A 26,143-nucleotide genomic window follows, 5' to 3' on the forward strand; every position below is an offset into this window, starting at 1 on the left:
ACCGCCGCCGCGAACGGAGCGATCTTCGCCTCCGCGAGCGAACGAACCGTCTCACGGAGCATGTCGTGCTCCTCCGACGGCCGGTACAGGTCGAAATCCACGGAACCCGCCACGCTCATTCACTCCCACAGTTGCTAACTACCGTTAAGTAACTCAAATGGTAGGGCGTGGGGGAGCGCCGGGCCAGGGCCCGACTATGCTCGGGCAGGCATTCCGCCCGACGTCACTGGAGTCCCCGCATGGCCCTCAAGATCACCGTGATCGGCACCGGCTACCTCGGCGCCACCCACGCAGCGGCGATGGCGGAGCTGGGCTTCGAGGTGCTCGGGCTCGACATCGTCCCCGAGAAGGTCGAGCTGCTGTCCTCGGGCCGGGTCCCCATGTACGAGCCCGGTCTGGAGGAGCTGCTGGCGCAGCACGTCGCCGGGATCGAGGGTTCCAGCGGGCGGCTGCGCTTCACGACCTCCTGGGAGGAGATCGGCGCGTTCGGCGACGTCCACTTCGTGTGCGTGAACACTCCGCAGAAGCACGGCGAGTACGCCTGCGACATGTCGTACGTGGACGCCGCCTTCGCCGCGCTCGCCCCGGTGGTGCGCGAGGGCGCGCTGGTCGTCGGCAAGTCGACCGTGCCGGTGGGCTCCGCCGAACGGCTCTCGGCGCTGCTGCCGGAGGGCGTGGAGCTGGCCTGGAACCCGGAGTTCCTGCGCGAGGGCTTCGCCGTCGACGACACGCTGCACCCGGACCGGATCGTGGTCGGCGTGCGCAGCGAGCGCGCGGAGAAGCTGCTGCGCGAGGTGTACGCGGTGCCGGTCGCCGAGGGCACGCCGTTCGTGGTGGCCGACTACCCGACGGCGGAGCTGGTGAAGGCCGCGGCGAACTCCTTCCTCGCCACGAAGATCTCGTTCATCAACGCGATGGCGGAGCTCTGCGAGGCCGCGGGCGGCGACGTGGCGAAGCTCGCGGAGGCGATCGGCCACGACGAGCGGATCGGGTCCAAGTTCCTGCGGGCCGGGGTCGGCTTCGGCGGCGGCTGTCTGCCGAAGGACATCCGCGCGTTCATGGCGCGCGCCGGGGAGCTGGGCGCGGACCAGGCACTGACGTTCCTGCGCGAGATCGACTCGATCAACATGCGGCGCCGCGGCCAGATGGTCGAGATGGCGCGCGAGGCGGTCGGCGGCGACTCGTTCCTCGGCAAGCGGGTGGCCGTGCTCGGCGCGACGTTCAAGCCGGACTCGGACGACGTCCGCGACTCGCCGGCGCTGAACGTGGCGGGCCAGATCCAGCTGCAGGGCGGCCAGGTCACGGTGTACGACCCGAAGGGCATGGAGAACGCGCGCCGGCTGTTCCCGACGCTGGTGTACGCGGACTCGGCGCTGGACGCGGTGCGCGGCGCGGACGTGGTGCTGCACCTGACGGAGTGGCGCGAGTTCCGCGAGCTGTCGCCGGAGGAGCTTGGTGCGGTGGCTTCGGCGCGGGTTGTGCTTGATGGGCGCAATGCGCTGGACGCGGAGCGGTGGCGGGAGGCGGGCTGGACGTACCGCGCGATGGGCCGCCCGGCGGCGTGACGCAAGGGTGAGACACCAGGGCCGGGGGCCCGCCCCGCGCGGGGCGGGCCCCCGGTCTCTCAGTCCTGTGCCCCGTCCAGCTGCTCGATCGTCGCGATCGACGGGGAGCGGCGCGTCTGGGCGTCTCGGGACACCGCTTCCGCGTCGCGGAGGACGCGTACCGCGTTGCTCCAGGTCAGCTTGGCCAGGTCGGGGCGGGACCAGCCGCGTCGCAGCAGTTCGGCGATCAGGTTCGGGTAGCCGGCGACGTCGTCCAGGCCGTCCGGCGTGAACGCCGTGCCGTCGAAGTCGCCGCCGATGCCGATGTGGTCGACGCCGGCCGCCTCGCGCATGTGGTCGAGGTGGTCGGCGACCGTCGCCACGGTCGCCACGGGGCGCGGGTGCGCCTCGGCGAACGCGGCGTGGAGCTTCATCGCCTCCGGCGTGGTGTCCAGGTGGTGCAGACCGTGCGCCCGCAGGTTCTCGTCCGCGGCGGCCGTCCACTCCATCGCGGCCGGCAGCACGAACTTGGGGACGAAGGTGGCCATCGCCACTCCCCCGTTGCCGGCCAGCAGCTCCAGCACGTCGTCGGGGATGTTGCGCGGGTGGTCGCAGACCGCGCGGGCCGAGGAGTGCGAGAACAGCACCGGCGCCTCGGTGGTCGCCAGCGCGTCCCGCATGGTCGTCGCGGCCACGTGCGAGAGGTCGACCAGCATGCCGAGCCGGTTCATCTCGCGGACGACCTCGCGGCCGAAGGCCGACAGGCCGCCGACGCCCGGCTCGTCCGTCGCCGAGTCCGCCCAGGCGATGTTGTCGTTGTGGGTGAGCGTCATGTACCGCACGCCCAGCGTGTGCAGCGCCCGCAGCGTCGCGAGGGAGTCGTTGATGGAGTGGCCGCCCTCGGCGCCCTTGAGGGAGGCGATCCGGCCGGCGGCCCGCGCCGCCTCCATGTCGTCGGCGGTCAGGGCGGGGGCCAGATCGGCGGGGTAGCGGGCGAGCAGTTGGTCGACGACGTCGATCTGCTCCAGGGTCGCGCTCACCGCCGCGTCCCCCGCCAGATCCGAGCGCACGTACACGGACCAGAACTGCGCGCCGACCCCGCCGGCCCGCAGCCGGCCGAGGTCGGTGTGGAGCCGGTCGGCCTGGTCCCGGGCGATGTCCATCCGGTCCAGGTCGTAGCGGACGTGCTCGCGCAGCGCCCACGGCAGGTCGTTGTGGCCGTCGGCCACGGGGTGCGCGGCGAGCAGCTCCCGCGCCTGGTCCAGGTACGCCGCCGAGCCGTCCGCCGCCGTCACTTCGCGAAGCCGAACGACGTGGAGCCCTCGACCTTCGCGCGCAGGCGCTTGCCCTTCTCGGTCGCCTGGTCGTTGAGCTCCTGCTGGAACTCCTTCATCCGGGCGAGCAGGTCCGCGTCGTGCGCGGCGAGGATCCGGGCGGCGAGCAGGCCCGCGTTGCGCGCGCCGGCCACCGAGACGGTGGCGACGGGGACGCCGGCCGGCATCTGCACGATGGACAGCAGCGAGTCCATGCCGTCGAGGTACTTCAGCGGCACGGGGACGCCGATGACCGGGAGCGGCGTGACGGAGGCCAGCATGCCCGGCAGGTGGGCGGCGCCGCCGGCGCCCGCGATGATCGCCTTCAGGCCGCGGTCTGCGGCGTCCTCGCCGTACGAGATCATCTCGCGCGGCATCCGGTGCGCGGAGAGGACATTGACCTCGTACGGGATCTCGAACTCGTCCAGGGCCTGGGCCGCGGCCTCCATGACGGTCCAGTCGGAGTCGGACCCCATGGCGATGCCAATGAGCGGATTACTCAACGATCGTTCCTCGCAGATAGCCGGCGGCGTGACGCGCGCGCTCCAGCACGTCGTCCAGGTCGTCGCCGTAGGTGTTGACATGTCCGACCTTGCGGCCGGGCTTCACGTCCTTGCCGTACATGTGGATCTTGAGCTGCGGGTCCCGGGCCATGCAGTGCAGGTAGGCCGTGTACATGTCCGGGTAGTCGCCGCCCAGGACATTGCACATGACCGTCCACCGCGCGCGCGGACGGGGGTCGCCCAGCGGCAGGTCGAGGACGGCCCGGACGTGGTTGGCGAACTGCGAGGTGATCGCGCCGTCCTGGGTCCAGTGGCCGGAGTTGTGCGGTCGCATGGCCAGCTCGTTGACGAGGATCCGGCCGTCGGTGGTCTCGAACAGCTCCACCGCGAGGTGGCCGACGACGCCGAGCTCCTTGCCGATCCGCAGCGCCAGCTCCTGCGCCTGGCCGGACAGCTCCTCGGAGAGGCCGGGGGCAGGGGCGATGACGGTGTCGCAGACGCCGTCGACCTGCTGGGACTCGACCACGGGGTAGGCGACGGCCTGGCCGTGCGGGGAGCGGACGATGTTGGCCGCCAGCTCGCGGACGTAGTCGACCTTCTCCTCGGCGAGGACCGCGACGCCCGCCAGGAACGGGTCGCGGGCGTCCGCCTCGGAGCGGACGAACCACACGCCCTTGCCGTCGTAGCCGCCGCGCACGGTCTTCAGGATGATCGGGAAGCCTCCGACCTCGGCGGCGAACGCGGCCGCGTCGGCCGGGTCGGCCACCAGGCGGTGCCGCGGACCGGGCGCGCCGATCTCGTCGAGCTTCGCCCGCATCACCCCCTTGTCCTGGGCGTGCACCAGGGCGTCGAGCCCGGGGCGGACGACGACACCGTCCGCCTCCAGGGTCTTCAGGTGCTCGGCGGGCACGTGCTCGTGATCGAAGGTGATCACGTCGCAGCCGCGTGCGAAGTCACGCAGCGTGTCCAGGTCGCGATAGTCGCCGATGACGACCTCGCTGACCACCTGGGCCGCCGAGTCCTGGGGGGTGTCACTGAGGAGCTTGAACTTGATGCCGAGGGGGATGCCTGCCTCGTGTGTCATACGAGCGAGCTGACCGCCGCCGACCATGCCGACTACCGGGAACGTCACCCTCTTAGGGTATCCGCCGAGCCGGGGAACCCCGTCACCCTGTGGTTTGCCACAGCACTCGGGCGGGCGATCGCGGGGGTTTGAGGTGTCCCCGGGCGGTCACTCGTGCGGCTCGTTAGCATGGCTGGGTTGACGAAACCGAACGGACGGGGCTGAGCGATCACCATGAGTGAACGAAGCGCACTGCGGGTGCGGCTGGACCGGCTCACCCGTGAGTTCGCGAAGTTCGGCGCGGTGGGCGGTGTCGGGCTCCTGGTGGACCTCGGCGTCTTCAACCTCGTACGCCACTTCACGGACCTGCCGGTGGTCAGGGCGAGCATCATCGCCACCGTCGTGGCGATCGCCTTCAACTACGTCGGCTTCCGGTACTTCACCTACCGGGACCGCGACAAGAGCCGGCGGGCCCGCGAGGTCTCGCTGTTCTTCGTGTTCAGCGCCATCGGTCTGGTGATCCAGAACGGGATCCTGTTCGTGGCGACGTACGGCTTCGACTGGGACACCCCGCTGCAGAGCAACTTCTTCAAGTTCTTCGGCATCGGCGTCGCGACGCTGTTCCGCTTCTGGTCGTACCGGACGTGGGTGTTCCGGACGATGCCGGAGCACGAGGCCGTGACGGTGGCGGAATCGTTCCTGGAGAAAGCTCCGAAGCAGGCGGTGCGCCCGCAGCCCGACCGCGTGGGCTGATCCCACGCCTTTCCTCGTACGCCCGGTCCTCAGCGGACCGGGCGTTCGCGTTGCTGGCCGCGGTCGCGGACCTCGCGGCCCAGGAACAGGGCGAACACCGGCGGATGCTGCTGGAGCAGCTCCAGACGGCCGCCGTCGGCCTCGGCGAGGTCGCGGGCGACGGCCAGGCCGATGCCGGTGGAGCTGCGGCCGCTGACCGCCCGCTCGAAGATCCGCGCGCCGAGGTCGGCGGGGACGCCGGGGCCCTCGTCGGTGACCTCGATCACGGACTGGTTGCCGGTGACCCGGGTGCGCAGGGCGACGGTGCCGCCGCCGTGCATGAGCGAGTTCTCGATGAGCGCGGCGAGGACCTGGGCGACCGCGCCCGGGGTGCCGACGGCCCGCATGCCCTGCTTGCCGGAGTGCACGAGTGCGCGGCCGGCGCTGCGGTAGGCCGGCATCCACTCCTCGATCTGCTGCTTGATGACCTCGTCCAGGTCGAAGGCGACGGCGGAGCCGGTCCGGGGGTCGCGGGAGTTGGTGAGCAGCCGCTGGACGACGTCGGTGAGCCGCTCGACCTGGGTGAGCGCGATCGTCGCCTCCTCCTTGACGGTGTCGAGGTCGTCGGCGAGCGCCACCTCCTCCAGGCGCATGGACAGCGCGGTGAGCGGGGTGCGCAGCTGGTGGGAGGCGTCGGCGGCGAGCCGGCGCTCGGCGGTGAGCATCCGGGCGATCCGCTCGGCGGAGCCGTCGAGCACGTCGGCGACCCGGTCGAGCTCGGGGACGCCGTACCGCTTGTGGCGGGGGCGCGGGTCGCCGGAGCCGAGCCGCTCGGCGGTCTCGGCGAGGTCGGTGAGCGGGGTGGTGAGCCGGTTGGCCTGGCGTACGGCGAGGCCGACGGCGGCCAGCGCGGCGAGCAGGGCGACCCCGCAGATGATCAGCAGGGTGCGGCCGACCTCGGCGGTGATCGCGGACCGGGCCACCTCGACGGTGACGGTCTCGCCGCGCTCGCCCGTCGCGGTGCCGCGGATGACGCTGCCCTGGGGGCGCTCGCCGATCTCCATGGGCGGCCGGCCGGGGATCTCGATGAGCGCGTACCGCTTGGCGCCGCTCTGCTCGGTGAGGATGTCCGGGTTGACCGGCTCCCCGCCGAAGAGGCGGCTGTCGACGATGGAGACCAGCCGCACCGCCTCGACGTCCACGGACTCCTGGGCGGCGGCGGAGATGGTGCGGGCCTCGACGATGACGAGCGAGACCCCGAAGACGCCGATGACGACGAGCACCACGGCCAGGGTGGAGTTGATCAGCCTGCGGCGCACGGCTCTTCGGGTCCTAGCTCTTCTCGAAGCGGAAGCCGACGCCGCGGACGGTGGCGATGTAGCGGGGGTTGGCCGCGTCGTCGCCGAGCTTCTTGCGGAGCCAGGAGATGTGCATGTCGAGGGTCTTGGTGGAGGACCACCAGGTGGTGTCCCAGACCTCGCGCATCAGCTGGTCGCGGGTGACGACCCGGCCGGCGTCGCGGACGAGGACGCGCAGCAGGTCGAACTCCTTGGCGGTGAGCTGGAGCTCCTCGTCGCCCATCCAGGCGCGGTGCGACTCGACGTCGATGCGGACGCCGTGGGTGGCGGGCGGGGCTGCGGGCTCGGTGGCGCCGCGCCGGAGCAGGGCCCGGACGCGGGCGAGCAGCTCGGCGAGCCGGAAGGGCTTGGTGACGTAGTCGTCGGCGCCGGCGTCGAGCCCGACGACGGTGTCGACCTCGTCGGCGCGGGCGGTGAGCACCAGGATCGGGACGGTGTGGCCCTCGGAGCGGAGCCGGCGGGCGACCTCCAGGCCGTCCATGCCGGGCAGGCCCAGGTCGAGGACGACCAGGTCGACGCCGCCCTGGAGCCCGGTGTCGAGCGCGGTCGGCCCGTCCTCGCGCACCTCGACCTCGTACCCCTCTCTCCGCAGGGCGCGAGCCAGCGGTTCCGAGATGGAGGCGTCGTCCTCGGCGAGCAGTACACGGGTCATGGGGTGATGGTAGTCGGCGTGCGAGTCCCCTCGGAGGGTGATCGCGGATGCCTGCGAGTCAGGGCGTCAACCAGCAGATGACCTTCGAAACCTCTCCGTTGGTTCCTATGTCACCTGTGATCCATCTCTCAAGTCCTTCCAATTCAGACACTGTCGTGTCGTATGGTGGCGAGACGTCTGTACCACTGACGATAGGACCTTTGGCCGCGTTTCCAGCCAAGGGTCTCTTTCCTGCCCAAGACGGCACCGCCGTCGAGGAGGATCCGAACGGCCTCCCCCCACCGGGCGCCTGTGCCCACAAGGCGCGCGTCCCGACAGAGCAAGGATCGACATGGCGTCCAGCCTGACGACTTCTCCCGGAACCTCGGGTTCCGAGAAGACGTTCCTCGGCCACCCGATGGGCCTGGCCTTCCTCTTCATGACCGAGATGTGGGAGCGCTACAGCTTCTACGGCATGCGGGCCCTGCTCGTGCTCTACCTGGCCACGAACGTGGCCGACGGTGGACTCGGCATGAACGACGCGACGGCCGTCGCGATCTACTCCGTCTACAACGCGATGGTCTACCTGCTCGCCCTGCCGGGCGGCTGGCTGGGCGACCGCGTGTGGGGCGCCCGCAAGGCCGTGGCCGTCGCGGGCGTGGTCATCATGGCCGGCCACTTCCTGCTGGCCGTGCCCGCGCAGGCCTCCTTCTTCATCGGCCTGGCGCTGATCGCGGCCGGTTCGGGTGTCCTCAAGGCCAACATCTCGACGATGGTCGGCCACCTGTACACGGACAAGAACGACCCGCGGCGCGACGGCGGCTTCACGATCTTCTACATGGGCATCAACCTCGGTGCCTTCGTCGCCCCGCTGACCATCGGCTGGGTCGGCCAGCAGGTCAACTGGCACCTCGGCTTCGCCATGGCCGGTGTCGGCATGGCGCTCGGCCTGATCTTCTACTTCATCGGCTTCCGCCACCTGAACGCGGAGTCGAGCCGGGTCCCGTCGCCGCTGGACGCCGCCGAGCGCTCCGCCCTCGTCCGCAAGGCCCTGATCTGGATCGGCGTCGCCGGCGCGGCGTACGCGATCATCGGTCTGGCCGGTCTCTTCACCATCGACTGGGCGCTGTGGCCGCTGACCGTCCTCGGCCTGGTCCTGCCGGCCTGGTACCTGCTCCGCATCAAGCGGGACAAGGACCTGACGCCGGTGGAGCAGGGACGCATGTCCGGCTACATCTGGTTCTTCGTCGCCGCGGCCGTGTTCTGGGGCATCTACGACCAGACCGGCTCGACGCTGTCGCTGTTCGCCAAGAACGACACCCAGTCGACGCTCTTCGGCTTCAGCTTCCCGGAGAGCTGGTTCCAGTCGCTGAACCCGCTGTTCGTGATGGCGCTGGCGCCGCTGTTCGCCATGCTGTGGGTGGCGCTGTTCAAGCGCGACAAGGAGCCGAGCACGCTGTCGAAGTTCGCGGCGGCGCTGGTGCTCATCGGCGGTTCCTTCGGCGTCATGATGGTCGCCCAGGGCCTGGCCGCCGGCGACGCCAAGGTCTCCCCGATGTGGCTGGTCGGCGTGTACTTCATCCAGACCGTGGGTGAGCTGTGCCTGTCCCCCGTCGGCCTGTCGCTGACGACGAAGCTCGCCCCCGCGAAGTACGCCTCGCAGATGATGGGCGTCTGGTTCCTCGCCGTCACGGCGGGCGACTCGGTCATCGCCCTGCTCCAGCTCGTCGGCGCGCCGACGGACACCCAGGCGTGGTTCGCCAGCCAGGGCGTCCTGGCCGCCATCGCCGGTGTCGCGATCTTCATGTACCGCCGGAAGGTCAAGGCCCTCATGGGCGGCGTGCACTGACGTCACGCCCCCTGTGCGGCCGGAGGGCCGCCGCACCGTCTCCGGTGCGGCGGCCCTCCGCTTTCGTGTACGGGGCTGTCCGCGCGGTCACCTGCGCAGGCGGGCCCACGGGGTGAAGGTGAAGACGGCGCCGCCGAGGAGGATCACGGTGCCGGCCACCAGGGCCAGGGCGCGCAGGGCGCCCTCGTCCTCCGCGCCGGTCTCGGCCAGTCCGCCGCCGGAGTCGCCGCCGGAGGCCGCGGCGCCGCCGGCCGTGGCGTCACCGCCGCCCGCCGCGCCGCCGGGCTGCTGTGCGGTGTCCAGTTCCAGGGAGGCCTGGACCGAGCCCTTGACCTGGCAGGGGATCACGATCGGCGAGCCGCCGAGGTTCACCGTGATCGTCAGGGCGCCGGGGCTGAGTGTCGACTTGCCCGTCGCGCCGGGCTTGTACGTGCCCTTCATGTCGGGCAGGTCGACCGGCTTGCCCTGCTCCAGCGGGGCGGAGTTCGCCGGGCCCTCGACCTTCACCGAGCCGCTGTCCGCGCCGCCCAGTTTCACCGCCATCGACGGCTTCAGCGCCCCCGCCGGGAGCGGCGCGGGGCTGTTCATGACGCCCTTCGCCGTCTTGACGGTGAGGTCGTAGCCGCCGCCGTTCTTCTTGGCGTTGATCGTGACCTTGGACGAGATGCTCGCCGGGCCCGGGGACTGGCAGGCGAACTGGACCGCGACCTCCTTGCCGGGGAAGTCGGTCTGTCCGCCCCCACCGCCGCCACCGGACGTTGTGGTGGTGCCGCCGGACGTGGTGGTGTTTCCGCCGGACGTGGTGGTGGTGCCGCCGGACGTGGTCGTCGAGCTGCCGCCCGTCGACGTGGTGCCTCCGGAGTCCGCACCGCCTCCGCCGTCCGTGACCTTGATCGTCGCGCCGACCGCCGGCGTCTCCTTCGGGGCGCACTTGGTGTCCGTCGACATCGGCTTGGAGACGTTGATGTTGTACTTGTCCGGCGTCAGCGTGATCTCGCCGGCCTTCTCCAGCTTCAGCTTGCCCTTCATGTCCGGCAGGATCATGGGGCTGTTCTTCGGGATCGGCGGGTTCTGCCGCGGTCCCTCCATGTTCAGCGTTCCGCTCGCCGCGCCGCCGACCTTGATCACACCGGTCGGCTTGACGGTGTCCTTCTCGAGGTCGAGGACGTCGGGGTTCTTGGAGGCGGCCTCGACCGTCTTCCACACCACCTCGACCTCGTCGCCGACCTTGGCCTCGGCCGGTGCCGTGATCTGCACCTTCGTCGTGCCCTGCACGGGCGGCATGCCGGAGATCGCCGGCGGTATGCACTCGGTCTTGAACGAGACCTCGGCGGCCTGTGCGGGGGCGGCGGCCAGCAGGATCCCCGCGCCGCCGAGCATCAGCGCGACTCCCGCCGCGCTCACCCTCCGTTGCGTGCTCACGAATGTCCCTTCGTCGTGGGTCGGTTCTCTGACGGTGCGGAGTCCGGGGTGAACCACGGCAGGGCCGTGGGTTCGGGGTGGGGCCGTACGGGTGCGCGGTTCGGCCTCGCCCGGTGGCGGGCCGGCGTCCCTGCCGGGCGCCACCGGTCCACCACCGCCATGCCGATGCGGAACAGCGCGGTCGGGACGACCACCGCGAGCAGCACCCAGAAGACGACCACGCCCCACGGCCGGCCGACCCCCCACGGCTGCTCGACCAGCACCTGGTCGCCGAACTTCACGGTCACCCGGTAGTCGCCGTGCGCGCCGGCGGTCAGCTCGGCCGGCAGCTCGACCAGCGCCTTGCGGCCGGGTTCGACGGTGCCGCGCCACTGCCGTTCCTCGTACTGCGGCGCGAACACGCCGTGCGCCACGCCGACCTGGAAGACCGGGTCCTTGACCGGTCCGGAGCCGAGGTTGCCGACGGTGAAGACGATCCGCCGCTGGGCCGGCGCGCCGAACCAGACGAGGACGCCGCTCGACCCTTCGAGCCGTACCGAGGCGAGGACCGAGAGCCGGCCGCCGCCGGTCTGCGCGGGCAGCGGGGCGGTGGGGTGTCCGGCGACGGTGAACGCCACGTCGACGGCGGCCTGTTCGCCGCCGGTGACGACGGCGACGTGCACCACGCAGGGGCAGGGCACGGGCGGCTCGGCGACCGGCAGCTTCTGGCTGAACGCGCCCTCGGCGTCGGCGGTGGCGGCCCGTCCGTCGGTGTTGGCGCAGGAGTTGGTGCCGCCGATCAGGCCCTTCGCGGGTGTCGACCGCCCGCAGACCAGCAGCATGAGCAGCGCGCCGGGCCGCCAGCCGGTGCCGCTGACGGTGAGCTCGCCGCCCTTGCCGGCCTCCTGCTGGGAAAGAGTGACCTTCGGGGCGGGCGCCGCGGCGGCCGTAGGCGCCGCTGTGGCTGTCGCTGTCGCCGTCGGCAGGGCGCACAGGACCATCGCCGTCAGGGCCAGCAGCAGCGCGCCCAGCCTGGTCGGGCTCGTACGGGTCATCGGCTCGCTCCCGCCGCCGTGGGCGTCAACAGCTGCTCTTCGTCCGGGGGTTCGGGCGGTGTACGGCGCTGTCGGCGCAGCGCCCGCCCCGCCGCGGCGGCCGCGGCGAGCAGCGCTCCGCCGAGGACGGCCGGCGCGCCCGCCGAGGCGAACCGGGCCTCCGCGCGGGCCGTCGCCCGGGCCCCGTCGCCGGCGGTGACGGTCAGCTGGACGGTGACCGCGTCGAGGGCGGGCCGGTCGGGCCAGGGTTCGGTGAGGGCGCGCCGCTCGCCGGGGCGCAGGGTCAGCGGCAGCGCGCGGGCGGGGCGGTCCAGGACGGTGCCGAACACGCCGTCGGCGCGTACCGAGAGCCGGGGCGCGAGCGCGGTGTTGCCGCGGTTGACCAGCGTGTAGTGGACGGTTCCGGCGTCGTCGACGCGGACCCGCTCCACGGTGAGGGCGGCGAGCCGGGGGCCGCTGATCCGCAGATGGACGCGGACCGGGACCTCGCGGCCGCCTGCGCTCACCACGACCGTCCCGGTCCGCTCGCCGGGAGCGGCGTCGGCGGGGACGGTCACCGCGAAGGGGACGTCGGCGCGGGTGCGGGCCGGGACGGTGACCGCGCGGGCGGCGAGGGCGAGCGGGACGGAGGCCTTCTGCCCCGTACCACCGGCGCCCGTGAGCCGTACGCTTACCGGCCGCGCGCCGGAGTTGGTGACCGAGACCGTGTCCTGCAGGACGCTGCCCGCCGCGCCCTCCAGGTAGACGTACGGCCGTCCGGCGGCCGGCCCCGCCGTCCACGCGTCCGCCGCCGCGGCGGGGGCCGCCCCGGCGAGGCAGAGCAGCGCGGCGGCGGGTACGGCCGTGTCCCGCGCCCGCATCAGCGCGCCGTGCGCCGGGTGAGCCAGAGCACTCCGGCCGCGCCGGTCAGCAGCACCGTGCCGCCGAGGGTGCCGAGGGCCATGGCGGAGTCGAGCGGACCGGTCTTCGGCAGCTCGCCGGAGCCGCCCGAGTCGCCGTCGTCACCGCCGGAGCCGCCGCCCGCGGCCGTGACGTCCAGTTCCAGCGAGGGCTTGGGATTGTTGGTGGGCGTGCAGGTGGCGGCGTCCATACCCAGGGCGTGGACGATCAGCGTGCCGGCCGTGAAGGTGACCTTGCCCGACTTCTTCGGCGTGTACGTGCCCGTCAACTTGCCGATCTTGATGGGGGTGTTGGGCGGAATCTTCTCGGCGTTGGGCACTCCGGAGACTTTCACGGTGCCGCTGTCCGCGCCGCCCAGTTTCAGCTCGGCGCGCGGCTTCATCACGCCCTTGGGCAGTTCGATCGGGCTGTCGGAGACGCCCTTGTCGAAGGACATGGTGACCGTGTAGCCGTCGCCGCTCTTGACGGCGGTGACGTCGACGGGCGACACGGCGCTCTTCGGGCCGATCTTCGTCTGGCATGCGTAGTTCACGTCGACCACGTCGGCGTGCGCGGCCGAGGCGCTCGCGAGCACCACCGGGCCCGCCAACGCCGCGGCCAGCGCCGCGGCCGCGGCCGTCCTCTTCCGGTTGGTCACTTCGAGCACCCCTCACGCCGGGCTCGCACCGCCGAAGTTACTGACGGCACATCAGATTGGGCGCTCAAGGTACGCCCGGGGCCTGATGGAGGGAAGACAAAGTGCGCGCCGTATTGACGCGCTCCTCAACAACTCCACAAGCACCGGGCAGCGTTCGCACACGGGCCCGAATACGGCGCCTGATACGGGGACGGCTCAGGCCGGTGCGGCGAGCTCCGCCCACACCGTCTTGCCCGGCGCCCCGGGCACCCGCTCCACGCCCCAGTCGAGGCAGAGCCGCTGGACGATGAACATGCCGTGCCCGCCGGGCCGGCCCGCCCGGTGCGGGGAACGCGGGGCGGGGTGGCCCGCGCCGCGGTCGGCGACCTCCAGCCGGAGCGCCTTCTCGCCGCGAGCGATCCGGAGCAGCTCGGGCCCCTCGGCGTGCAGACAGGCGTTGGTGACGAGTTCGGAGACCACCAGCAGTACGTCCTCGGCGGCGGCCCTGCGGTCGGCGGTGGCGGCGGGCAGCCAGCCCCATTCGTGCAGCACCTGCCGCGCGAAGTCGCGGGCGAGCGGTACGACGCCGGGAGCGTCACCGAGGGCGAGCGTGCGCACCTCAAGGGCGACGTCGCCGGCACCCGCAGCAGTGTCCATCAGCGCTTCACCTCACCGATTCACCCATTGACCAGGACCCAAGACCGACAGCGGAGGCTCTCCTGCCCCGCAGTGTCACGACAACACCCGCTATCTCAGTCGGCGAGCGCCGCCTCGAGCGAGTCATGGACGGTGAAGACCGCGTCCGCCCCGGTGATCTCGAAGACCCGGGAGACCGCCGGCCGCATCCCGGAGAGATGGACGCCACCCCCTGCGGCCTCGGCTTTCAGGCGGGCGCCGAGGAGCACGTTGAGTCCGGTGGAGTCGCAGAAGTCGAGCGCCGAGCAGTCGACCACGAGGCGCGAGCGGCCCTGACCGAGGGCGTCGTCGAGTGGCGTACGCAACAGATCTGCCGTGTGGTGATCGAGCTCACCCACCGGCTTGACGATCTCGCTGACACCCAGGGTCCGAGCCTCGACCCGAAGTCGGGCAGGTCGTGCGCGACCCAAGGTCTGGCGGTCCATGCCCGTGCCTCTTCTCGCTCTCCGGATACCGGTTGACGCACGAAGAACCATACAAGTGGAGCGCTACGCCCGACACCCGGACTCCACCATGAACCAACCCTAAACGGACATTTGGGACTTGCAACCTTCCCCGTAAAGCCGGTAGGGCTAGTAGTGACACCCGACCACGGCCGGCTTTGGAGGCGCCGCAAACCGCAGCAGAACATGACGATGGAGGAGACCATGTCACCCCGGCTCGACGCCTCGCGTTCCCCCCACGCGCCGTCGACGACTCCCACCGCACCGCCGGATCACGCCGAGTTCAGCGCACTCACCGAGAGCGCGCTCGCCGAGATCCCGCCGTTCGAACAGATCGACCCGCTCGACGCGCGCGCCCTGTCGAAGACCCTCTTCGCCCGGCTCGAAGCGCTCGAGGAGGGCACCCACGAGTACGCCTACGTGCGCAACACCCTGGTCGAACTGAACCTCGCCCTGGTCAAGTTCGCCGCCTCCCGGTTCCGCACCCGCAGCGAGCCCATGGAGGACATCGTCCAGGTCGGCACGATCGGCCTGATCAAGGCCATCGACCGCTTCGACCTCAGCCGCGGCGTCGAGTTCCCCACGTTCGCGATGCCGACCATCATCGGCGAGATCAAGCGCTTCTTCCGCGACACCTCCTGGTCCGTGCGCGTCCCCCGCCGCCTCCAGGAACTCCGTCTCGACCTGGCCCGGGCCGGCGACGAACTCGCCCAGCGACTCGACCGTGCGCCCACCGTCGAGGAACTGGCCGCCGAACTGGACCTCTCCCACGAGGAGGTGGTCGAGGGCATGGCGGCGAGCAACGCGTACACGGCGAGCTCGCTGGACGCCCAGCCGGAGGAGGACGAGACCGAGGGCACCCTCGCCGACCGCATCGGCTACGAGGACCACGGCCTGGAGGGCATCGAGTACGTCGAGTCCCTCAAGCCGATGATCGCGGCGCTGCCCGCCCGCGACCGCAAGATCCTCTCGCTCCGCTTCACCGCCGGCATGACGCAGTCCGAGATCGGCGAGGAGCTGGGCATCTCGCAGATGCATGTCTCGCGGCTGCTCGCCCGCACCCTCGGCCGGCTGCGGAAGGGCCTCACGCTGGAGGAGTGACCCCCGGGCCCCGCGGGGCGGCGGCACACCCCCTTCCGTCGCCCGCTCTTCACCGGACGGGCCCCTCCGCGTTATTGACGGGGCCGTCCGGAATGGGCGACATTGAGCCCGGGGTTCAGGGGGGAATCGCATGGTTTCTGCGTACGCGGCGGCGCCGTTCGCCGAGTTGGAAGAGCTGATGCGCGACCGGCTCGGCAGGGAGTGCCTCTACGTGCCGTCCTGCCGGCTCGGGCTCTACCTGGCGCTGCGCCACTGGTGCGCGCCCGGGGGCCGGGTGCTGATGTCCCCGGTCAACGACGACGTCATCTTCTTCGTGGTGCTCGCCGCCGGTCTCAGACCCGTGCAGGCCCCGCTGGACCCGCGGGACGGCTCGATCGACATGACCGCCGTGCCCGAGGAGATCTGGCGGGACCTGTCCGCCGTGCTCACCACCAACCTGTACGGCAACCCCGACCCGGCACCCGAACTCCGCGCCCGCTGCGACGCCTTGGGCATCCCGCTGATCGAGGACGCGGCGCACGCCATCGGCTCGTCCGCCGACGGGCGGCCGGTCGGCTCGTACGGCGAGGCCGCCGTGTTCAGCCTCTCCAAGCACACCGGCGCGAAGACCGGCGGCTTCCTCGCCGTCGCCGACCCTGCCGTACGCGGCGAACTCGCCGCCGCCCGCGACGCGTTGCTCGACCCGTACCGCCCCACCGCCGAACTCGCCCACCTGTTACGGCCGTACGCGGAGGCGACCGTGCGCGGACTGCGCCTGGTCGGCGCGGCGCACGCCGTGATGCGGCGGCTCGGCATGGAGGAGCGCGAGGAGATCCGGATGCCGCTGCGGGCGGACGAGCTGAAGCAGGCGCTGCCCGACGCGCCCCGGCTCACGCCCTTCCACTCCTGGGTCCGGGTCGACATGCACGACTACCGGCTGCGGCCCGGCCGCGGCCGGCTGCGCCGCACCACGGCGAAGCTCGCCCGCCTCGACGCCGTCCTCGCCGCCTGCCGCGCGGGCACGGAAGTGCTCTCCGGCAGCGAATACGGGGGTGACGGCTCCGTCCAGCCGCTGTTCCGCGTCCCGCTCCTGGTCGCCGACCGCGACGCGGCGATCGCCGCGCTGGCCGCCCGCCGGATCACCACCGGCTACCTGTACGACCCGCCGCTCGACGCGTACGCCCCCGGCTTCACCGAGCCGTCCCCCGCGCCCGAGGGCGCGGCCTGGTTCGCCCGTCACGCACTGCCCGTCGACCCGCGCCGCGCCCCGGAGGTCCTCTCGGTCCTGCGCGCCGCGGGCGCCGAGCCCGTACGCCCGCCGCGCGGCGGAAGCCGGCCCGGTGTCTGACGCGGTCCGGCTGCGCCGCCCGGACGCGCCCGCCGCCGGACCGCACGAGGCCGCCGAGCCGCCCGAGGATCCCGGGAACTCGCTCTTCCGGAACGCCTACGCGCTCATGCTGTCCACCGGCGTCTCCGCCGCCCTCGGCCTCGGCTTCTGGCTGGTCGCCGCGCGGTACTACAGCGAGGAGGCCGTCGGCCAGGGCTCCGCCGCCATCGCCGCGCAGCGGCTGCTCGCCTCGATCACCGCCACCACCATGATCGGCGCGGTGGTCCGGTACGTACCCCGGGCCGGCCGGGCCACCGGGCCGCTGGTCGGCCGGATCTACCTGGTCAGCTCCGTCGTCGTGGCCCTGGCCTGCGGGGCCTTCCTGCTCACCCTGGACCGGTGGGGCCCCTCGTACGCCCCCCTCGGCAGTCTGTCCGCCGGGCTGTTCTTCACCGCCTCCTGCGTCGGCTGGGCGCTGCTCACCCTCCAGGACGGGGTGCTGACCGGGCTGCGCCGGGCGTTCTGGGTGCCGGTCGGCAACGCGGGCTTCTCCGTCGGCAAGCTGCTGCTGCTGGTCGCCGTGGCGGGCACGATGCCGGTGCTCGGGGTGTTCGTGTCCTGGTCGGCGGCGATCGCGCTGTCCGTGCTGCCGCTGGGCTGGCTGGTGTTCCGCCGGCTCATCCCCCGGCAGGCCGCCGCCGACCGCGACCGCGAACCGCCCAGCACCCGCGAGATCGGCCGCTTCATGGCCGGCGACTCGGTCGGGGCCCTGTTCAGCCTGGCCATGATCAACCTGTTGCCGGTGATGGTGGCGGTCCGCTTCGACGCCGCCCACAACGCGTTCTTCTACACCGCGTACACCGTCGGCGGCACGATGGAGTTCATGGCCATCAACATGGCCTCCTCGCTCACCGCGCACGCCTCCCACAGTCCCGAGAGCCTCGCCGCCGGGGTGCGCGGGGCGCTGCGCCGGATGGCGCTGCTGCTCGTCCCCGTCGTCGCGGTGCTGATCGTCTTCGCGCCGTACATCCTCGCGCCGTTCGGCCCGGACTACGCGGAGCACGGCACGACCGTGCTGCGGCTGCTCGCCGCGGCCGCGCTGCCGCGGGTCGCCGTCGAGCTGTACATCGGGGTGCTGCGGGTCCAGGGCCGGACGGGGATGCTCGCCGTGCTGCAGGGCGTCATGTGCGTGCTGGTGCTCGGCAGCGCAGCGGCGCTGCTCGGGCCCGCGGGGATCTCCGGGGCGGGACTCGGCGTGCTCTGCTCGATGACCCTGGTCGCCGTGGGGTGCGCGCCGGGGCTGCGGGCCGCGCTGGCGGGGCGGAGCGGGAAGCGGCGCGCCGAGGCGCCCGAGTACGGCACGGAGTGGGCCCGGCAGGCCGCGTATCTGCGCGGGGCGCACGACGCGCCGACGCCCGCGTTCGGCATCCCGGTGCGGGCACCGGCCGAGGACGGGCGGTCGGCCGGGATCTGGCGGTGGCTGCTGCTCGGCCTCGCCGCCGGGCTGTTCTGGATCCCGCTGCTGCGGGCCGGCGGGCCCGGCGCGGACCGGCTCACGGGCACGGCGCTGCTCGCGACACTGCCGCCGGTCAGCCTGGCCGGAGGCGCGCTGCTGGTCGTGGTCTGCGGGGCGGCGCTGCGGCCGCGCCGGATCCCGGCCGCGCTCACCGGGACGGTGCTGCTCGCCACGTTCCTGGCCCTGCACACGGCGCCGTGGCTGCTCGGCGTACCCCCTGAGCCGTTGAGCGGCCCCGGCGCGGACGTCCTGGCCCGGCTGCTCGCCGCCGCGCCCGAGGCGACGCCGCGGGTGGCCCCGCTGGTCCTGCAGGCGCTGTGCCTGCTGCTCGTGGCGGTCCTGCTGCGCGCCCTGGGGCTCTCCGAGCGGCTCACGGCCTGCGCGGTGTGGGCGCTGGTGTGGGCCGGCTGGGCGGCACAGGGCGCGTTCGCGGGGATCGCGCTGCCGGTGTTCCTGGGCGTGGGGTGCGGCGCGGCGGCGGCGCTGTGGCGGGCACGGCGGAGGGACGGATCGGGGGAGACCCGGTCAGCGGCCCGGTAGGGGCTGCGCGAAGTACGGGTCCTGGCCGGCCAGGCGGTAACCCTCAAGTGCCGGGCCCGAGTTCACCGTCAGGTCGCAGCCCGGTCCGGGGACCGGGCGGTTCCAGTGGACCAGGGCGCGCAGCTGCGGGAGCCGTGGGGCGACGCGCGGGATCTCGGCGTACCAGTCCCGCTGCCGCTGCGGCCGCGCCGGGTCCGGCGCGGTGGCGAACTCCGAGGCCATGACCGGCTTGCGGGCCGAGATCTCGGCCCGCAGCCACTCGTAGGAGGGCCGCTGGCTCGCCTCGAAGTCCAGCCAGTTCGTGGACTTGTGGCAGAGGAAGTAGTTGTACTGGTCCATGCCGATCCAGTCGACGTACGCGTCCCCCGGGTAGAGCCGCTTCATCGCGTCCGCGTGGCCCAGGTAGCCGGAGACCGTCCACACCCACACCACGTTGGTCACGCCCAGCTCGCGGAACCGGTCGTGGATGTGCCGGTAGGCGGCGACGTACTCCTCCGGGGTGCCCGCGCCCTCCTTGATGCGGAAGTCGGTCTCCTGGTCGAACGAGAAGAAGACCCGCTTGCCGTACGCCTTGAGCCGGCGGGCCTGCGGGTCGATGAGGGTCTCGTCGTACTTCCCGGACGCTATGTTCCGCCAGCCGAGCTGGGTCTCGGTCCAGCCGGCGTGGTGCGGTTCCTTCCACACCGTGGACTCCCAGGCCAGCATCAGCAGCCGGTCGCGGCCGAGTTCCCGCTCGTCGGGGGTGAGCAGCTCACCGTCCAGCGGCTTGCCGGACATGTCGTGGTACGTGTACACGAGGTCGAGCCGGCGGCCGATCTTCTTCTCGAAGGCGTGCACCGGGGCGGTCAGCGAGCCGTTCGCGTCGTACGGGACGTACGCGCCCCACCAGGCGCCGCAGCGCGGCACGAGCCGCGCGTCGGGCGCGCAGGGGTCCTCCTGCGGCCCGCGGGCGGCCAGTCCGGCCAGCAGGGCGGCGACGACGGCGAGCAGGACGCCCAGCAGGGCCGCGGCGCGGGCGGGCCGGCGCGGGACGACGGCATGGCGTCCGGACATCAACTGCCCCCGGGCCGGCGTTCGGTGCGCCCGACCGCGCCGCGGGTGGCGGCGGGCAGCGGGACGCCGGGCAGGACGGCCACGACCGTGGTGAACGCGGCGAGCACCGTCAGGAACACGGTCGTGGACCAGCCCTCGGCCAGGAACAGCGCGGTCGCGGTGAGCGTCGCGAGCGACAGGCTGAGCGGCGCCGCCAGCGCCACCGCCTCCCGGCGCGCGCCGGGCCGCAGCCGTCCCGGCTGCGGGTGCAGCAGCGCCAGGCCGGGGCCGAAGGTCACGAAGGCGAGCACCGGCAGCCAGCGCAGCGGGGAGCCGCCGGGCAGCGCGGTCGCGCCGAGCGCGGCCCAGCCGGAGGCGGCGAGGACCAGTCTGGGAGCGAGCGGCGTGGCGGACGGGGCGGGCTGGACGGCCATGGCGACGACCTCCTGGAGGCGGGTGCGGACGGTACGCCTTGTCACTCGGGCGTGGTCGGGCGGTACGCGAGGACGAGCCCGTGCTCGTTCTCCTCCACGACCCGGAACAGCGGGGAGCGCTTCAGGTCGGCGCGCAGCTTCGCGAAGCCGCCGGGCGGCAGATAGCCCTCGCCGATGACCGCCTTCTCCTGCGTGGGCGTGAGGATCACGTACGCGGGGCGGCCCGCGGGGATGCCGGCGGAGAGGTAACCGGCCGGGTCCGCCAGCATCTTGAGGTTCTCCGGCACCTCCTGCTCGGTGAAGAACCAGCGCTCGTAGTGGTCGTAGCGGTGGTAGGCGCCGGGGAACGAGCCGGTCGTGGCGAGGATCAGCGCCCCGTCGGGCGCGCGGTCGTAGGCGCGTTCGGTCAGCGCGAGCTCGGCGGGGGGCGCGTAGTGCATGCCCTCCTTGCCGTAGTACGAGGGCAGGAAGCCGGCCAGCAGGGCGGCGAGCGCCACCGGCAGGGCGACCGCGGCCGCCCGCCGCCCCAGCCGCGCCGCCCGGCCGCGCGCCCCGGCGGCGGGGACGAGCGCGGCGGCGGCGAAGAACGCGGTGCCGGGCAGCCCGAACAGGTAGACGCGGAAGAGCATTTCGCCGCCGTAGTCGTTGACGGCGAACATCGGCACCGGCGCAGCGGCGGCCAGCAGCAGCGGCAGCGCGCTGCGGACCAGCCGGCGGCGCAGCAGCACGGCGGTCCCGGCGAGCGCGGCCAGGGCCAGCACCATCAGGATGTTGGCCGTGCCGACCAGCTCCGGGCCGGGGCCGGTGGGCTCACCGGCGTATCCGGCGCGGGAGTTGGACAGCAGGTCGCCGGCCGAGTCCTTGAGGGTGGCGAGGGTGTCCAGGAAGAGCACCCGGCCCATCGTCAGGTCCCAGGCCAGCATGATCAGCCCGGTGACCACCAGCAGACCGATGTTGCGGTAGCGGCGGGTGAGGCAGAGCGCGAACAGCGTGGCGCACAGCATGACCGGGGTGAGCTGGTGCGAGGCGTTGATCGTGGCGATCAGCGGGACGAGGATCAGCACGCAGACGGCCCGCTGCCGCACGGTCGTCGGCGGCGGCACGGACGCCGCGGCCGGGTCGAGCAGCGTCCGGTCGCGCAGCCGCCCGGCCGAGCCGGGGCGGACGAAGTGCCGGACGACGACGGCGAACACGGTCAGGAACAGCAGATACGCGAAGCCCTGCGGGGAGAGGTAGTCCTGGCCGACCCAGTTCGCCAGCTGGAAGATCCACACGGCGGTCCAGACGAGCCGCCAGTCGTCGGTGAAGGTGCGGTAGATCAGCAGCAGCACGGGCAGTGTGAGCAGGCCGAGCGCCACCGGCGCCCAGTTGACGAACGAGGCCGCGGACTCGACTCCGAAGGCCCGGACCAGGGCGGCGTCGAGGGAGAAGAACCCGGGCCACTGGTCGTACGCGGACATCCCGCCGGACAGTTCGGCGTGCGGATGGACGGTGCCCTCGGCGAGCAGCCGGGTGATCACGGCGTCGTGCTTGGAGGCCCAGGCGTAGCGCACCGAGTCGTACAGCACCGCGGGCGGGGCCTTGAGCGCCACGAGCATCGCGACCGTGTACGCCGCCGGCCACGGCGGCGCGGTCCCGGCGCGCCGCAGGGCGACCAGGAAGCCGCAGGTCAGCAGCGCGAGCGCGGCGTAGTACGGGGCCGGGAAGCGGTCAAGGAGACCGTAGTCGCCGATCTCCCGGAAGGGGATGCGGGGCAGCGCGTACACCCACAGGGCGGCGGCGACGAGAAGCGGGAGGAGGCCGAGGAGGGTGTGGCCGGAGAGACGGACGGGACGGCGGGGCGGACGGCCGCCGGCACCGCCGGAGTCCGCCCCGGTCCCCTGCGGCGGCGGGGCGCCGCCCGGTGCCGCCACGGCCGTGGGCACGGATCGCTGCACGATGTCTCCCCCTCCTATCCGGCGAACCCGGGTCCGCGCAGCGCGGCCCGGGCCCGGCGGTACAGCCGCCAGCCGACGGTCGGCAGCGAGTCCGGGTACGGCGCGGCCTTCGCGCCCGCGCCCGCCATCCACGCCGTCACGTCGGCGACGGTGTGCGTGCGGCGCACGATGAGCCGGGCGATGCGGTACGCCTCGTCCCGCTCCGAGCTGAGCGCGTGCCGCACCGCGACCGCCGAGCGGTACCCGGCGGCCAGCGCGGCCCGGCGCACGGCGCGGCTGTTGTAGCCGTGCGGGTAGGCGAGGTGGAGCACCTCGTGCCCGAGCACGTCCTCCAGGACGGCCTTGGACTCCCGCAGTTCGCGGCGGACCGCGGCGGCCGGCAGCGTGTCCAGCTGCGGGTGCGTGACGGTGTGGCCACCGATCTCCAGTCCGTACTGCTCCAGGAGCGGCGCCTGGCCGAGCGTCATCATCGGCGCGGGCGGCAGCAGGCTGGCCCGGCCGGGGGTGATCGCGCCCGTCGTCAGATAGGCGGTGGCGGGCAGCTCGCGGGCGGCGAGCGCCTCGGCGGTGGGGCCGGGCAGGTCGGCGAAGCCGTCGTCGAAGGTGAGGACGACCGGGCGGGGCGGCAGCGGGGCCCGGCCGGCGAGGCAGTCGACGAGGTCGCCGATACGGATAGGGGTGCGGCCGCTGTCGACGATCGCGTCGAGCTGGGCGGCGAACTCCTCGGGCGTGACGGTGAATTCGGCGATCCAGGCGGGCGGGTCGGCCATGACGGCGTGGTAGAGCAGGACCGGGATGCGGGTGTGGACGGGCGCGCTCATCTCGCACCTCCGCTGCTGCGGAGGCGGAGCCGGGCCCGGGCGTAGCCGAGGGGCCCGTAGAGCATCCCCCGCCGTTCGAGCCGGGAGAGGCTGCTCGGCCAGGGATGGGCGTGCACCCCGTGCTCGCCGGGGACGCCCTGCCCGGTGGGGCCGCGCTGGGCGGTCATGGCCCGGGCGTGGGCGAGCCCGCGGGGCAGCCGGGCGAGGAGGGCCGGAAGCAGGGCGGGGCGGCGGACGAGGACGGCGGTGAGGTACGCGGTGAGGCCGGCGCCGTAGCCGTACGCCTGGTTCCGCAGGTCCTGCCAGGTCTCGCGGTGGTGGTGCCAGACCAGGGCCTCGGGGGTGTAGCGCAGCCGGTACCCGGCGGTGAGCACGGCGACGAAGGCGTACAGGTCGTCGCCGCCCTTCGCCGGGGTGCCGGTGCCGGTGGCCGGGTCGAAGCCGCCGGCCGCCTTCAGGGCAGCGGTGCGGAAGGCCATGTTGGCGCCGGAGCCGAAGCTGCCGGCGGTGAACGGGAACAGCGGCTCGTCGGCGGGCGGCCGGTCCGGGTCGTAGGTGCGGGGGGCGAAGCCCTTGGCGAAGCCGCCGTGGGACTCCAGCAGGATCTGGGCGGGGGTCCGCAGCCGGGCGGGCAGGATGAGCCCGGTCGAGCAGCCGAGCCGGGGATCGGCGGCGAACGGCGCGGTGAGGGCGGCGAGCCAGTTCGGGTCGGCGATCACGTCGTCGTCGGTGAAGGCGACGACGGCCCCGTCGGCGGCGGCGAGACCGGCGTTGTGCGCGACGGCGAGCCCGGGACGGTCCTCGCGGACGTAGCCGACGCGGTCCCGGTACGTGCGCGTGACGAGCTGCTCGGTGTCCCGGGTGCGGGGCGCGTTGTCGACCACGACCACGCGATAGTCGGGATGATCCTGATCGAGCAACGAGTCGAGAGCACGCGCCAGTTGGGCGGGACGCTCGCGGGTGGCGACGACGACGGTGGCACGCGGGGGGTGCCCGGCGGGCGGCGGGGGCTCGGGAGCGGGCGTGATCCGCTCGCGCGCGAGCGAGGCCAGCACGACGGCGGCCTCGTCGCCCTCGCGCAGCCGCGCGATCAGGGTGCCGACGGGACGACCCCGGAGCCGTACGAGGGCGTAGACGTCACCGGGAACGACGGGCGGCGGCCCGCCGGGGACGGGAGCGAGAGAGAGCACGTCACCACGGAGGGAGTCGAGATCGAGCTGGACGACGGAGACGGCGGGCGTGGGCATGCCGGTCGTACGGGTACGGGTCACTGATCCCCCAGAGAACGGTCGTCGTACAGACGTCAGCGGTGGCCGCGGGCGCGGGCGAGCCGGTTGAGGGCCTCACGGCCGTGGGCGGCGAGCCCGGGCCGGTTGCGGACGAACGCGTGGGCCCGGCGGGACGGCTCGCGGGAGAGCCAGTACAGCCCGGCGCGCACGCCGGGGCGGACGACGGAGCCCTCGTACACCGTGAGCTCGCCGGTCTTGAGCGCGTCCTTGTACTCGGCGGCCCCGCGCCCGAGGTCGAGCATCCCGATCCCCTGCCCGGCGGCGGCCTCGGCCATCCGCAGATGCAGGACGAGCCCGGGCGAGTACTTGGCGTACTCGGGGTCGTAGGCGGGGAACCAGCAGGACAGCACGGTCGCGGACCGCAGCCCGAAGTGCGCCGCGACGGGCTGCTCATCGGCGTACAGCACAGACAGAGTCCCGGAACACCCGGGCGACTGCAGAGCATGAAGCCGCCGGACGAGCGTACTGATCCACTCCTTGGCGAACCGGTCGCGCCGCCCCGTGCGCCGGTACTGCGCGGACTTCCACTCCATGAGCGTGCGCAGCGCGGCCGGATCCCGCTCGTCGAAGACGAACCGCACCTCGCCGGCCTGCCGCCCGAGCTTCCGCTCCTTGGCGAGCGTCGTCTTCAGGAACTTCGGCGACTGCGCGCGCAGCAGCTCGAGGTAGGCCGCATACCCCTCACCGACATCGATGACAGGAGAGCCGAAGGCATCGGCGCCGGAGGAGGAGCCGCCAAGCACGGTCTGCCCGTCCTCCAGATTGTCGAAGACGTACGAGACGAGCCCGCAGTCCCTCAACAGCCGCGGGGGCCCGGCGACGAGCCCCGGGCGCAGCACGATGCCCTGACAGTCGGACACCCCGAACCCGATGGCCCGCCCCTGCCCCAGCAGCCCCTTCTCGTACGGAAGGAACCCCACCGGCTCGGACCCCTCCAGCAGCACGGCGACCCGCGCCCACGGCCGCACCTCGCCGACCGCCCGCGCGAACTCGGGCTCCATGAACGGATTCGCCGGCTGCCCGGACTTGGCGCGCAGCTCCCGCCACGCCTCGATCTCCCGCTCCCCCAGCTCCCCCGGCCGGACGACACGCGTACGCACACCGCTCAACTCTCGACCCCCCGGTCATCCCCCCAGAGCCTTGCCGCTACAGGACGGTACCGGTCCAAATCCCTCCGGGACAGGGTTACTTGCACTTTCCGTCACCGATGGGCGAAGGGGTGTTGATGGGGGAAATTCATGGTGATCCAGAGACCAACGGGACAGGAAGGCCGGGCGGCACGCACCGTAGCCGCCAGGACCTGTCCTAAGCGTTGCGTCGCCCGTAACGCTCCCGGTACCAAGCCACCTGCTCGGCGGTCATCGAGGACGACACACGGTAGACGTCCCCGATCCGCTCGCCCCCACGACGATGCCTCCCCCACTCATGGGCCCGGCGCGCCATGACGGACACCTGGGAGTCGGGCTGCCAGTGCAGGGAGTAGGCAGGACCGTTGGGATCCGGGACGTTCTCCAGGGGCACGCCACGGTGGGCCAGCAGCCGCGACAGCTTGTCGAAGCGGAGGTGGCGGTCGAAGCGGCCGTACCGTTCGCGGATCGCCGCGCTGACGAGGCTGCCGCCGAGGGCCGGAAGCCGGTGCACCTGGAGGGTGAAGTGGTGCCCCACCCACGGGTGATCGGGCGACTCCCGCTGCCAGAAGAACTCGACGAGCCCGTAGTCGCGCCACATGCTCAGCCTGTCGAAGGAATTCTCGGCGAAGTCGTCCCCCAGGACCGCGGTGACGTCGTCGGGACCGTCCGTCGGCTTCGCACCGAGCACGGTTCCGGAGGTGATCACGTCCAAGTAGAACGCGAGCGAGTACGGAGTCAACTGACCTTTCCTCGGGCTGAGGCGACCGGCGGCGGGCGCCTCAGCATAGGTGGCGCCTCGTGTCACACCGGCGCAGCCTTCCGTCGGTACGGCTCGGCGCATTCGATGTGCCGGTAGACGACGGCGGGCGGACCGGCCCCCCGGACCGCGGTGCCCCGGCGGCAGACCTCGAGGGCCCTGATCGCCCGATCGCA

The 26,143-nt window shown here is 72.7% G+C and carries 24 protein-coding genes; 6 read left to right on the forward strand and 18 right to left on the reverse strand.

Annotated elements, in window-relative coordinates; genetic code table 11:
* Window positions 1–239 precede the first annotated feature (239 nt).
* Window positions 240–1,565 (forward strand): UDP-glucose dehydrogenase family protein, encoded by a 1,326-nt coding sequence (locus ACGFMM_RS06680; protein WP_393643784.1) that lies wholly within the window; start codon window positions 240–242, stop codon window positions 1,563–1,565.
* A gap of 59 nt (window positions 1,566–1,624) precedes the next feature.
* On the opposite strand, the gene ACGFMM_RS06685 is transcribed toward ACGFMM_RS06680, so the two are convergent.
* From ACGFMM_RS06685 to ACGFMM_RS06695, 3 genes are read right to left on the reverse strand one after another with little or no spacing between them, the layout of a single operon-like run.
* Entirely contained in the window at window positions 1,625–2,839 is a 1,215-nt protein-coding gene (locus ACGFMM_RS06685; RefSeq protein ID WP_393643786.1) for a dipeptidase, read from the reverse strand.
* The gene (purE, locus tag ACGFMM_RS06690) at window positions 2,836–3,333 is read right to left on the reverse strand and encodes a 5-(carboxyamino)imidazole ribonucleotide mutase (protein ID WP_393644683.1); all 498 of its coding nucleotides are present in this window, start codon (window positions 3,331–3,333) and stop codon (window positions 2,836–2,838) included. Before purE ends, ACGFMM_RS06685 begins: the two co-directional genes overlap by 4 nt.
* A gap of 19 nt (window positions 3,334–3,352) precedes the next feature.
* Window positions 3,353–4,471, reverse strand: coding sequence for a 5-(carboxyamino)imidazole ribonucleotide synthase (locus ACGFMM_RS06695; RefSeq protein ID WP_393644685.1), 1,119 nt, complete (start codon window positions 4,469–4,471; stop codon window positions 3,353–3,355).
* A 186-nt stretch (window positions 4,472–4,657) separates the two neighbouring features.
* On the opposite strand from ACGFMM_RS06695, the gene ACGFMM_RS06700 reads away from it, so the two are divergent.
* Window positions 4,658–5,176: a GtrA family protein gene (locus ACGFMM_RS06700; protein ID WP_393643787.1), complete on the forward strand. Its 519-nt coding sequence runs from the start codon at window positions 4,658–4,660 to the stop codon at window positions 5,174–5,176.
* A 29-nt stretch (window positions 5,177–5,205) separates the two neighbouring features.
* Here ACGFMM_RS06700 and ACGFMM_RS06705 read toward each other — a convergent pair whose 3' ends face one another.
* A complete protein-coding gene (locus ACGFMM_RS06705; protein ID WP_393643789.1) occupies window positions 5,206–6,474 on the reverse strand; it encodes an ATP-binding protein in 1,269 nt (422 codons plus the stop codon).
* Between the two features lie 13 nt (window positions 6,475–6,487).
* Window positions 6,488–7,165 (reverse strand): response regulator transcription factor, encoded by a 678-nt coding sequence (locus ACGFMM_RS06710; RefSeq protein WP_393643791.1) that lies wholly within the window; start codon window positions 7,163–7,165, stop codon window positions 6,488–6,490.
* A gap of 331 nt (window positions 7,166–7,496) precedes the next feature.
* Between ACGFMM_RS06710 and ACGFMM_RS06715 the strand changes: the two genes are divergently transcribed.
* The gene (locus tag ACGFMM_RS06715) at window positions 7,497–8,993 is read left to right on the forward strand and encodes a peptide MFS transporter (RefSeq protein ID WP_393643793.1); all 1,497 of its coding nucleotides are present in this window, start codon (window positions 7,497–7,499) and stop codon (window positions 8,991–8,993) included.
* Between the two features lie 87 nt (window positions 8,994–9,080).
* On the opposite strand, the gene ACGFMM_RS06720 is transcribed toward ACGFMM_RS06715, so the two are convergent.
* The 6 genes from ACGFMM_RS06720 to ACGFMM_RS06745 all read right to left on the reverse strand — a co-directional run bounded on the left by ACGFMM_RS06720 (window position 9,081) and on the right by ACGFMM_RS06745 (window position 14,086).
* Entirely contained in the window at window positions 9,081–10,397 is a 1,317-nt protein-coding gene (locus ACGFMM_RS06720) for a hypothetical protein (RefSeq protein WP_393644687.1), read from the reverse strand.
* A gap of 14 nt (window positions 10,398–10,411) precedes the next feature.
* A complete protein-coding gene (locus ACGFMM_RS06725) occupies window positions 10,412–11,449 on the reverse strand; it encodes a hypothetical protein (RefSeq protein ID WP_393643795.1) in 1,038 nt (345 codons plus the stop codon).
* Window positions 11,446–12,309 (reverse strand): hypothetical protein, encoded by an 864-nt coding sequence (locus ACGFMM_RS06730; RefSeq protein ID WP_393643797.1) that lies wholly within the window; start codon window positions 12,307–12,309, stop codon window positions 11,446–11,448. The genes ACGFMM_RS06725 and ACGFMM_RS06730 overlap by 4 nt, the downstream gene beginning before the upstream one ends.
* Window positions 12,309–12,986 carry a peptidase gene (locus ACGFMM_RS06735; protein ID WP_393643799.1) on the reverse strand — a complete coding sequence of 226 codons (678 nt, stop codon included), beginning with the start codon at window positions 12,984–12,986 and terminating at the stop codon, window positions 12,309–12,311. Before ACGFMM_RS06735 ends, ACGFMM_RS06730 begins: the two co-directional genes overlap by 1 nt.
* 195 nt (window positions 12,987–13,181) lie before the next feature.
* Window positions 13,182–13,622 carry an ATP-binding protein gene (locus ACGFMM_RS06740; RefSeq protein ID WP_393643800.1) on the reverse strand — a complete coding sequence of 147 codons (441 nt, stop codon included), beginning with the start codon at window positions 13,620–13,622 and terminating at the stop codon, window positions 13,182–13,184.
* 95 nt (window positions 13,623–13,717) lie between these two features.
* Complete coding sequence (locus tag ACGFMM_RS06745; protein ID WP_393643802.1) at window positions 13,718–14,086, reverse strand: STAS domain-containing protein; 369 nt, start codon at window positions 14,084–14,086, stop codon at window positions 13,718–13,720.
* A gap of 210 nt (window positions 14,087–14,296) precedes the next feature.
* On the opposite strand from ACGFMM_RS06745, the gene ACGFMM_RS06750 reads away from it, so the two are divergent.
* The 3 genes from ACGFMM_RS06750 to ACGFMM_RS06760 all read left to right on the forward strand — a co-directional run bounded on the left by ACGFMM_RS06750 (window position 14,297) and on the right by ACGFMM_RS06760 (window position 18,567).
* On the forward strand, window positions 14,297–15,205 hold the full coding sequence (locus ACGFMM_RS06750) for an RNA polymerase sigma factor SigF (protein ID WP_393643804.1): 909 nt from the start codon (window positions 14,297–14,299) through the stop codon (window positions 15,203–15,205).
* Window positions 15,206–15,335: 130 nt separating this feature from the next.
* A complete protein-coding gene (locus ACGFMM_RS06755) occupies window positions 15,336–16,532 on the forward strand; it encodes a DegT/DnrJ/EryC1/StrS family aminotransferase (RefSeq protein WP_393643806.1) in 1,197 nt (398 codons plus the stop codon).
* On the forward strand, window positions 16,525–18,567 hold the full coding sequence (locus ACGFMM_RS06760) for a lipopolysaccharide biosynthesis protein (RefSeq protein WP_393643808.1): 2,043 nt from the start codon (window positions 16,525–16,527) through the stop codon (window positions 18,565–18,567). Before ACGFMM_RS06755 ends, ACGFMM_RS06760 begins: the two co-directional genes overlap by 8 nt.
* On the opposite strand, the gene ACGFMM_RS06765 is transcribed toward ACGFMM_RS06760, so the two are convergent.
* The 7 genes from ACGFMM_RS06765 to ACGFMM_RS06795 form a co-directional block, all read right to left on the reverse strand.
* Window positions 18,553–19,620, reverse strand: coding sequence for a glycosyl hydrolase (locus ACGFMM_RS06765; RefSeq protein WP_393643810.1), 1,068 nt, complete (start codon window positions 19,618–19,620; stop codon window positions 18,553–18,555). The genes ACGFMM_RS06760 and ACGFMM_RS06765 overlap by 15 nt on opposite strands.
* Window positions 19,620–20,078 (reverse strand): hypothetical protein, encoded by a 459-nt coding sequence (locus ACGFMM_RS06770; protein WP_393643812.1) that lies wholly within the window; start codon window positions 20,076–20,078, stop codon window positions 19,620–19,622. Before ACGFMM_RS06770 ends, ACGFMM_RS06765 begins: the two co-directional genes overlap by 1 nt.
* Window positions 20,075–21,970, reverse strand: a complete 1,896-nt coding sequence (locus tag ACGFMM_RS06775) for a hypothetical protein (RefSeq protein WP_393643814.1) — start codon at window positions 21,968–21,970, stop codon at window positions 20,075–20,077. The genes ACGFMM_RS06770 and ACGFMM_RS06775 overlap by 4 nt, the downstream gene beginning before the upstream one ends.
* A 14-nt stretch (window positions 21,971–21,984) precedes the next feature.
* A complete protein-coding gene (locus ACGFMM_RS06780) occupies window positions 21,985–22,791 on the reverse strand; it encodes a polysaccharide deacetylase family protein (protein WP_393643816.1) in 807 nt (268 codons plus the stop codon).
* On the reverse strand, window positions 22,788–24,038 hold the full coding sequence (locus ACGFMM_RS06785) for a glycosyltransferase (RefSeq protein WP_393644689.1): 1,251 nt from the start codon (window positions 24,036–24,038) through the stop codon (window positions 22,788–22,790). Before ACGFMM_RS06785 ends, ACGFMM_RS06780 begins: the two co-directional genes overlap by 4 nt.
* Before the next feature lie 56 nt (window positions 24,039–24,094).
* Window positions 24,095–25,180, reverse strand: a complete 1,086-nt coding sequence (locus ACGFMM_RS06790) for a GNAT family N-acetyltransferase (protein WP_393643817.1) — start codon at window positions 25,178–25,180, stop codon at window positions 24,095–24,097.
* Window positions 25,181–25,385: 205 nt separating this feature from the next.
* Complete coding sequence (locus tag ACGFMM_RS06795; protein WP_393643819.1) at window positions 25,386–25,949, reverse strand: hypothetical protein; 564 nt, start codon at window positions 25,947–25,949, stop codon at window positions 25,386–25,388.
* Window positions 25,950–26,143: the final 194 nt, after the last annotated feature.

The organism is Streptomyces sp. NPDC048604 (assembly GCF_043199435.1).
In the GTDB taxonomy this organism is placed as follows: Bacteria; Actinomycetota; Actinomycetes; order Streptomycetales; family Streptomycetaceae; genus Streptomyces.